This is a genomic window from Streptomyces sp. NPDC026394, assembly GCF_055567735.1.
This window is the reverse complement of sequence record NZ_JBVHPX010000016.1, coordinates 1-8008: the sequence shown is the minus strand read 5'-3', so window position 1 is coordinate 8008 and position 8008 is coordinate 1. Positions and strand designations below refer to the sequence as shown.

Below are 8008 nucleotides of genomic sequence, written 5' to 3'. Positions count from 1 at the left end.
GAGTCAGGGGTGGTCCGCCCCGCGCGGGGCGGGGCGGACCGGTTCGGGCCGGGGGGCCGTCAGGGCCGGGCGGGTGTCATTCGAGTCCGTCGACGAGGGCGAACAGCTCTTCGTCGGTGGCGGCGTCGATGTCGGCTTGCTGTTGCTTCCTGCCCTGGTCGGCGGCCTGTTCGCCGATGGTCTCCAGCAGTCGGCGCAGTCGGCTGGTGGCCTCCTCCCGCACCGGGTCGTCCACCGGCCCGGAGCGCAGGGCGGCCTCCAGCCGGTCGAGTTCGGCGAGGAGCGGTACTGCTGGCGCCTCTTGGGGGGCGAGTTCGGTGCGCAGCCAGCCGGCGAGCGCGGTCGGGGTGGGGTGGTCGAAGACCAGGGTGGCCGGCAGCCGCAGTCCTGTCGCCGCGTTGAGGCGGTTGCGCAGTTCGACGGCGGTGAGTGAGTCGAAGCCCAGGTCCTTGAAGGCCTGTCGGGCCTGTACCCCGTCCGCCGAGTCGTGCCCCAGTACGGCGGCGGCCTCGGCGCGGACCACGTCGGTCAGTATCCGGTCCTGCTCCGAGCGGCCCGCCCCGGCCAGCCGGGTGGCGAGTTCGCCCTTGCTGTCGCTGCGGGACACGCTGCCTGCGGCGGCCCGCTCCGCGGCCAGTCGGCGGATCTCCGGAATGTCCCGGACCAGCGGCAGATCCAGCTCGTCCGCCGAGCCCGGTGCCGAGCCCAGCTGCTGCCAGTCGAAGTCCATCACCGTCACCGTCGGCTCCGGACCGTCCAGCGACTCACCCAGCGCCCGGACGGCGAGCTGGGGGTCCATCGGCGGCATCGGGAGCCGTCGCATCCGGGAGCGGATGGCTTCGTTGGATTCACCCAGGCCGCCACCGCCCCACAGGCCCCAGGCCACCGCCAAGCCGGCCAGTCCGCGACCGCGCCGGTTCTCCGCCAGCGCGTCCAGGAAGGCATTGGCCGCCGCGTAGTTGCCCTGACCCGGACCGCCCAGGGTCGAGGCGGCCGAGGAGAACAGTACGAAAGCGTCCAGATCCAGGTCCGCAGTCAGCTCATCCAGCAGCACCGCACCGTGCGCCTTCACACCCAGCACGCTCTCCAGCCGCGGGGTGGTGAGGCGGTCCAGCACACCGTCGTCGAGCACGCCCGCGGTGTGCAGCACCGAGGACAGCTTCGGACCGCTACGGCCGATCCAGGTCAGCAGGTCGGTCAGGGGGCCTCGTTCGCTGACGTCGCAGGAGATCACGTCCACGTGGGCGCCAGCGGCGGCCAACTCCGCGGCCCGCGCCGCGACATCGGCGGCTGCCGGGCCGGAACGGCCCGCCAACACCAGACGCTCGGCGCCCCGGCCCGCCAGCCACCGCGAAACATGCCCGGCAATGGCACCGGTGCCACCGGTGACCAGTACGGTCCCCCGCGACGTCCAGGGTGCGCGGGGGCTGCGTCGCGGCACCCGCGACATCCGCCGCCCCAGGGTTCCGGCCGCACGGATGGCGACCTCGTTCTCCTTGCAGCCGGCCAGTACACCGACCAGCCGTGCACCGGACCGCTCGTCGAGTGTCTCCGGCAGGTCAACCAGACCGCCCCAGCGCTCGGGGTGCTCCAGCGCGACCACGCGGCCCAGGCCCCAGACCTGCGCCTGCACCGGACGGGCCAGTACCTCGCTGCGGCCGACCGCGACCGCACCGCGCGTGGCGATCCACAGCGGCGCCTCGATCCCGGCGTCGCCCAGAGCCTGGACCAGGCCCAGGGTGGCGGCCAGACCGGCGTTCACCACCGGGTGATCCGGCAGCGGCGTCTCATCCAGCGCCAGCAACGACAGCACCCCGGACACCGCCGACGCATCCGCCGCACCAGTCAGCAACGCGGTCAGCTCGGCCCGGGTCACCGTCCCGGCCGGGACCTCGACCGTTACGGTCTCGGCTCCGCGGGCACTGAGCGCGGCCGCGCACTGCTGCGCCGCATCGCCGTCCACCCCAGCCGCGACCACCACCAGCCACGTGCCGGACAGCAGTCCGGCATCCGGCTCGGCAATGGCCGACCAGCCCGTGCGGTAGCGCCAACCGGCAGTGGTCGAACGATCCCGTTCGCGGCGACGCCAGGACGCCAGCGCCGGCAGCACCTCGTTGAACGGGCGCCCGCCCTCCAAAGCCAGCACATCACCCAGCCCGGACAGGTCACCGTCCTCGACAGCCGCCCAGAACGCCGACTCCGCATCAGTACTAGCCCCGGCTCCAGCCCCGGCCCCGGTCCCGGTCCCGGTCCCGGCGGTTGCGGAACCAGGCACCGGCAGCACCAGCATGCCCTCCGGCCAGAACCGGCGACGACGGAACGCGTACGTCGGCAGCTCAACCTGTTCGCCCACGGGCAGCACCGACGCCCAGTCCACCGACGCGCCGCTGACAAACGCCTCCGCCAGCGAGGTCAGCAGGCGCTCGGCACCACCGTCATCACGACGGAGCGTCCCGCACACCGCAGCAGGTTCCCCACCCGTCTCCTGGGCGAGGTCCACGAGGGTGTCGTTCATCGCCCCCATCAGCACCGGATGCGGCGTCGCCTCAACAAACAGTTGATGACCACGGCCCGCCAGCACCCGCACCGCGCGGTCGTAATGCACCGTCGCGCGCAGGCTGCGATACCAGTACCCGGCGTCCAGCTCCTCACCGGTGAGGGTTTCGCCGGTCATCGCGGAGACCATCGGGACCCGGCCCCGGCGCGGGGAGAGCCTGGCCAGAACGATGGTGATCTCCTCCTCCAGCCGGTCCACCTGCGCCGAATGCGAGGCATAGTCCACCGCGACCATGCGGGCCCGGGCACCGTCCGCTTCGAACTCGGACTTCAGCTCCTCCAGCGCGGCCGGTTCACCCGAGATCACGGTGGCCGAGGGGCCGTTGACCGCCGCCAGGGACAGCCGGTCCCCGAACTGGACCAGACGTTCCTGGACCTCCGGCGCCGGGCGGCTGACCGACAGCATGCCGCCCGCACCCGCCAGCACCTTCAGCGCGCGCGACCGCAACGCCACCACGCGGGCGCCGTCCTCAAGCGACAGCATCCCCGCCACCGTCGCCGCAGCGATCTCCCCCTGCGAATGGCCCACCACGGCTTCCGGGACGACACCCGCGGCCTCCCAAACAGCAGCAAGAGAGACCATCACCGCCCACAACGCGGGCTGGACGACATCCGCCGCCTCCAACGCCGGAGCACCCTCCACACCCGCCAACACCTCAGTCAGCGACCAGTCCACGTACGGCGCCAACGCCGCCGCACACTCATCGAGCCGCGCCGCGAACACCGGCGAAACCCCCGCCAGCTCCCGGCCCATCCCCAGCCACTGCGAACCCTGACCAGCGAAGGCAAACACCGGACGGACGCTGGAGCGGGCCACGCCGGACACCACCACGCCGGATGGAACACCCGACGCCACGCTTTCCACGCCGCCGAGCAACTCGGCACGCCCCGTACCCACCACGACAGCCCGGTGCTCGAAGACGGAACGCGTCGCCGCCAGCGACCAGGCCACATCAGCCGGCTCCAGCTCCGGACGCATCGCCGTCCACTCCCGCAGCCGCCCCGCCTGCGCCGTCAGCGCATCAACGGTCCGACCGGACAGCACCCAGGCGCCGGCACCGGTGACGACCGGGGCCTCCGGTTCCCCGGATTCCTCGACGGCTTCGGCGTCCTGCGCTGCGGGGGCCTCTTCCAGGATGACGTGCGCGTTGGTGCCGCTCATCCCGAACGCCGAGACAGCAGCCCGCCGCACCCGATCACCGGTGGAGGGCCACGACGCCGATTCGGTGAGCAGCCGCACCGCACCCGCCGACCAGTCCACGTGTGAGGACGGCACCTCGGCATGGAGGGTCCGCGGCAACCGCTCGTACTGCAGGGCCAGCACCATCTTGATCACACCCGCCACACCGGCCGCGGCCTGGGTGTGACCAATGTTGGACTTCACCGACCCCAGCCACAGCGGGTCACCCTCGCCACGGTCCTGACCATAGGTGGCCAGCAGCGCCTGCGCCTCGATCGGGTCACCCAATGTCGTCCCGGTGCCGTGGGCCTCGACCACATCCACCTCAGCAGGAGACAGCCGGGCATTCGCCAACGCCGCGCGGATCACGCGCTGCTGCGAGGGCCCGTTGGGCGCGGTCAGCCCGTTGGACGCACCGTCCTGATTGACCGCACTGCCCCGCAGCACCGCCAGCACCTTGTGGCCATTACGGCGGGCATCGGACAGCCGCTCCACCACAACCATGCCGGCGCCCTCGGCCCAGCCCGTACCATCCGCCTCCTCGGAGAAAGCCCGGCACCGGCCATCGGCCGACAGCCCCTGCTGACGGGAGAAGTCGATGAACGTACCCGGCGTCGCCATCACCGTCGCCCCACCGGCCAGCGCCAGCGAACACTCCCCCGACCGCACCGCCTGCGCCGCCAGATGAAGCGCCACCAACGACGACGAACACGCCGTGTCCACCGTCACCGCCGGACCCTCCAGACCCAGCACGTAGGACACCCGGCCGGACAGGACACTGGTCGCATTGCCCGTCAGCACATGGCCCTCGGCACCGGAGTCATCCTGACTCATGGAAATGCCGAGCCCGTAGCCGGAGGTGAAGCCGCCGGCGAAGACACCAGTGGCACTCTCCCTCAGCGAGGCCGGGTCGATGCCGGCCCGCTCCAGCGCCTCCCAGGACGTCTCCAGCATCAGCCGCTGCTGCGGATCCATCGCCAGCGCCTCACGCGGACTGATCCCGAAGAACCCCGCATCGAACTCGGCCGCCTCCCGCAGGAACGCACCCTGCGCGACATACGAGGTGCCCTCGCGCTCACCCTCCGGGTCGTAAACACTCTCCAGGTCCCAGCCACGGTCGGTCGGGAAGTCACCCACGCCGTCACCACCGGAAGCAAGGAACTCCCAGAACTCCTCCGGACTGCCCGCTCCGCCGGGGAAGCGGCACGCCATCCCGACGATCGCCAGCGGCTCGTCCGCAGGCGCCGCCACCACGGTGATTACCGGAGCGGCCGTGCCCTCTTGCTGCCCGGTCAGCTCGTCGCGCAGGAAGGCAGCCAGCGCCAGCGGGGTGGGGTAATCGAAGACCAAGGTCGACGGCAACCGCAAACCGGTCACCGCATTGAGACGGTTACGCAGCTCGACCGCAGTCAGCGAATCAAAACCCAGATCCTTGAACGCCCGACGGTCCTCCACCGCATCGGCCGAGCCATAGCCCAACACCACCGCAGCCTCGCCGCGTACCACGTCGGTGAGCATCCGCTCCTGCTCCGATCGGCCCAGCCCAGCCAGCTGACGGGCCAGCTCACCCTCCGCAGGCGCCACGGTGACCGCGTTCCCCGCCGTCGCCAGCAGCTGACGGACCTCGGGCAGATCCCGCACCAACGGCCGCTTCAGCATCCCCGTGGCACCGGCATCGGATGCCAGCTGCGGCCAGTCCACGTCCATGACGGCGACGGCGGCATCCGGACCCTGCAACGCCTCGGCCAGCGCACGCACCGCAAGCCGCGGATCCATCGGCGGCATCGCCCCACGCTCAACCCGCGCCCGCACCACACCACTCGACGCAGCCATACCACCGCCCGACCACGGACCCCAAGCCACCGCCAGGCCGGCCAGCCCACGGGTCCGGCGGTTTTCCGCCAGCGCGTCCAGGAAGGCATTGGCCGCCGCATAGTTACCCTGACCCGAACCCCCCAGAGTCGCCGCCGCAGCCGAGAACAGTACGAACGCGTCCAGGCCCAGGTCCGCGGTCAGCTCATCCAACAGCACCGCACCATGCGCCTTCACCCCCAGCACGCTCTCCAGCCGCGCAGCGGAGAGACGGTCCACCACACCGTCATCCAGCACACCCGCGGTATGCAACACCGACGACAGCCGAGGGCCGCTCGCACCGATTCGGCCCAGCAGCCCGCTCAGACAGGACCGTTCGCTGACGTCACAGGCGACGACCTCCACAGCCGAGCCGGCCACGGCCAGTTCGGCCGCCAGCGCTGCCGCGCCCACAGCCCCCGGACCCGATCGGCTGGTCAGCACCAGGCGCTCGGCACCCCGGCCCGCCAGCCACCGCGAGACATGTCCGGCAATGGCGCCGGTGCCACCGGTGACCAGTACAGTGCCGCGCGGTGCCCAGCTCTCCCGCACACCACGCCCCGAGACATGCGCAAGCCGACGACCCAATACCCCGGCCGCCCGGATCGCGACCTCGCTCTCGCCGCAGCCGGCCAGCACCGCCACCAACCGCGCACCGGACCGCTCATCGAGCGTCTCCGGCAGATCGACCAGACCACCCCAACGCTCGGGGTGCTCCAGCGCGACCACCCGGCCCAGACCCCACACCTGCGCCTGCACCGGACGGGCCAGTACCTCGCTGCGGCCGGCCGCGACCGCACCGCGCGTGGCGATCCACAGCGGCGCCTCGATCCCGGCATCACCCAGAGCCTGCACCAGGCCCAAGGTGGCAGCCAGACCGGCATTCACCACCGGGTGATCCGGCAGCGGCGCCTCGTCCAGCGCCAGCAACGACAACACACCGGACACCGCCGACGCATCCACCGCGCCGGACAGCAACGCGGCCAGCTCCGCCCGGCCCACCGCCCCGGCCGGGACCTCGACCACCACGACCTCAGCACCACGGGCCGCCAGCGCCGCCACACACCGGTGCCGCAGCTCCTCCGCACAACCAGCCGGCGCAAGCAGCACCCAAGCACCGGTCAGCACACAAGCATCAGACTCGGCAACAGGCGACCAAACAGTCCGGTAACGCCAGTCGGCAGTAGCCGAACGGTCCAGCTCACGACGCCGCCACGACGCCAACGCCGGCAACACCGCACCCAGCTGACTCTCATCCTCCAAAGCCAGCGCCTCCGCAAGCTGCTCCAGATCACCACCCTCCACAGCCGCCCAGAAACCAGCCTCCGCCTCGCTGCCAGCCCCGGCCTCGATAGCAACCGCTGATGGCATGAGCGGGAGAACGCCCTCGGGCCAGTAGCGCTGGTGGCGGAAGGCATACGTGGGCAGCTCCACCTGCTCACCGGCGGGCAGCACCGACGCCCAGTTGACCGAAGCACCGTTGACGAAAGCACGGGCCAAACCCGCCAGCAGACCAGTGGACCCTTGGTCGTCACGCCGCTGAAGCGCGACGAACGCCGCCTCGGCGCCGTCCACGCCGGCGACCGCGTCGGGGCCCAGGGAGGAGAGTGAGCCGTCCGGGCCCACTTCGAGGAAGACCGAGACGCCTTCCGCTGCGAGGGTGGCTACTGCGTCGGCGAACCGTACGGTCCCGCGGGTCTGCGCAGGCCAGTAGCCGGCCTGCGGCTCAGACACCAGCTCACCGGTGAGGGCGCCGGCCCACATCACCTCCGGGCGACGGAACTCCAGCCCCTCCGCAACGCTACGAAGCTCGCCCAGCACCGGGTCCATGGCTGAGGAGTGGAAGGCGTGGGAAACCCGCAGCCGCCGCACCCGGCAACCCCGGCCCCGCCACAACTCCACCACCGCATCAACCGCCTCGGCAGCGCCGGAAATCACCACCGACTCCGGGCCATTGACCGCGGCAATGGCCACCTCACCCGGCACCTCGCCGAACGAGGCGATCACTGCCGTCTCTGAGGCGTTGACCGCCGCCATCGCGCCACCCGACGGCAGTTCCTGCATCAGCCGGGCCCGGGCGGCTACCAGAGCGCAGGCGTCCGGCAGCGACAGCACCCCCGCCACATAGGCCGCGGCCACCTCGCCCACCGAATGACCCACCACCGCGTCCGCCACCACACCAGCGGCCTTCAACACCGCAGCCAGGGCCACCTCGAAAGCGAACAGCCCCGCCTGCGCATGCAGCGTCTGATCCGCCAGGCCAGCGTCCACCTCCTCCACGCCCAACACCACGTCCCGCAGGCACACCGCAGTCCCCAGTTCCAGTTCCAGCAGCCCGCACACCCGGTCGAAGACCTCGGCGAACACCGCACTGCCCGCATACAGGCCCCGGCCCATGCCCGCCCACTGCGCACCCTGCCC

Annotated in this window: 1 protein-coding gene; it reads right to left on the bottom strand. The window is 71.6% G+C overall.

All coding sequences use genetic code 11. From position 1 onward, the window contains the following. Nucleotides 1-76: 76 nt before the first annotated feature. Nucleotides 77-8008: type I polyketide synthase (locus tag ACZ4QV_RS30035; RefSeq protein WP_467763645.1), on the bottom strand; the 7932-nt coding region annotated here is incomplete at its 5' end.